This is a genomic window from Polaromonas sp. CF318 (assembly GCF_000282655.1).
Classification (GTDB): Bacteria; Pseudomonadota; Gammaproteobacteria; order Burkholderiales; family Burkholderiaceae_C; genus Polaromonas.
This window is the reverse complement of sequence record NZ_AKIV01000128.1, coordinates 1-2,044: the sequence shown is the minus strand read 5'-3', so window position 1 is coordinate 2,044 and position 2,044 is coordinate 1. Positions and strand designations below refer to the sequence as shown.

1 protein-coding gene is annotated in these 2,044 nt (G+C 57.3%); it reads right to left on the bottom strand.

Annotated features, from left to right (window positions below):
• Positions 1 to 124: 124 nt before the first annotated feature.
• Positions 125 to 2,044: FG-GAP-like repeat-containing protein (locus PMI15_RS19625; RefSeq protein ID WP_007873514.1), on the bottom strand; the 1,920-nt coding region annotated here is incomplete at its 5' end.

The window sequence follows — 2,044 nt, the reverse complement described above, 5'->3', positions numbered from 1 at the left end:
GCGCCCAGCAGCCACAGAGCCGCGCAGCGCAATACCTTGCTGTGTTTACCTTGCATTTCCCCGCCCTCTTTTTTAACTCTTGCTTTTTAGCTTTTTGCTGGGTACCGACTGTATCTGATCAAAGTTACGGCGTCACGCTGGTGACGGTGGCTTTTTTAAGCCGGCCCAAAATCCAGTTTCCGCTGCCGGTGTTGACCGGCCAGTATTCATTGACGGTGGTTTTGCCCGCGCCCGCGCTGTTGCTTACGCTGATCTGGGTCGGGTCGCCGTACTGCGTGCTCTGGCCGTACTGGTAAGCGTTGGTGACCGTGGGGTAGGCGCTTCCGCCCAAGTCCCAGCTTTCTTCGACGCTCTGGCTGGGGTAAACAAAGGTCGTGCCGGTGGCCGAGCCCATACCCTGGGCGTAAGTATTGGTCGTGCGCTTGAGTACGCCTGCGTTGCCCGAACCGGCGAGCCTTGTTTCGCTCTTGGCCACGCTGCCCGTGAACGGCCAGTTCTGGTTGAACTCGGTGTAGCTTTCAATGTTGTTGGCCAGGTTCTTGGACTTCATCCAGCGGAAACCCAGCATGCCTCGGCCTGTGCCGAGTTCGGCTTTGAGGCCGCCGTAGTTGTACTGCGTGGTCGTTGTGCCACCTATGCCATTGCTGCTGGCCACTGTGCTCACCACGTACTGCGCATACTGAAGATCAAGCTTGGGGTAGGCCGCTGCATTTGGCGTGGCGTCTTTTGTGTAGGTTCCGGAAGACGTAAGCGGGACGTAGCCAATCGAAGTGTTCGCACCACCACCGGACATGAATGCCGTCACGAATCTCTTATAGCTCCCTTCCAACACGAAAGTGACCAGATTGCCTCCGTAGTAGCTCATCAGATCAGTGCCCCCATCGCCGTTGAAGTCGCCCGTCCAGGCCTTGGTGGGATCCCAGTTGGTCGTCGGCACCGCACTCACTTTCTGGGTGTACGTGCTATCTCCATTGGAGAAGAAGGTAATCAGATTGCCTCCGTAGTAGCTCATCAAATCGGTGAACCCATCTCCATCGAAGTCACCAATCCAAACCCGTCCGGCATCCCAATTGGTTGGCACTGCACTCACTTTCTGGGTGTATGCGCCGTCCCCCATGGAGAAGAACGTGACCAGATTGCCTCCGTAGTAGCTCATCAGATCAGTGACCCCATCTCCGTTGAAGTCGCCTGTCCAGGCCTTGGTGGGATCCCAGTTGGTCGTGGGCACCGCATTCAACTTCTGGGTGTACGTGCCATCCCCGTTGGAGAGAAAGGTGGCCAGATTGCCTCCGTAGTAGCTCAGCAAATCGGTGAGCCCATCTCCATTGAAGTCGCCTGTCCAGGCCTTGGTGGGATCCCAGTTGGTCGTGGGCACTGCACTCACTTTCTGGGTGTACGTGCCATCCCCGTTGGAGAGGAAGGTGGCCAGGTTGCCCCCGTAGTAGCTCATCAAATCATTGAGCCCATCTCCATTGAAGTCGCCTACCCAAGCTTTTGTGGGATCCCAATTGGTCGTGGGTACTGCTCCGAATTTTTGGGTGTACGTGCCAGCAACCATGGAGGGCCAGCTGAACACTGCCGGGGGCAAACAATGCCCGCCTCCATCACACTGCGTCATCGACGCAAGCATGCTCCTGTCAGCGGAAGTGGCCTGAGCCAGATACTCCAGCCGGTAGTCCTTGACCAGCGTGGTTCCCACATAGGCCTGGACGCTCCCCAGTCGCATAGCCGTCTTGATCAGCGCTCCACCCCTGTAGGCCGTTTGCACATCCAGCCTGGCTGCCGTACTGGGCACGAATTGCACTGATGTCGTGGGCGCTAGCACCGGACTCGCCCCTGCATTACCCGTGTAATCAATCCGGCTTGGGTAGTACTCTCCATTGGCATTGTCTTCTACATAGCTGAACGTCATGAAGTTGGCCTTGACGTCAGATATTCTGCTAATGGCCCAGACCCTGACGCTCGCCTTGCCTTGCGCTTCAATGCGCGAGTCGGCCGTGTTGCCATACTCCATGGTCAGGCCGGCTTTGGTCTGCACGGTGAA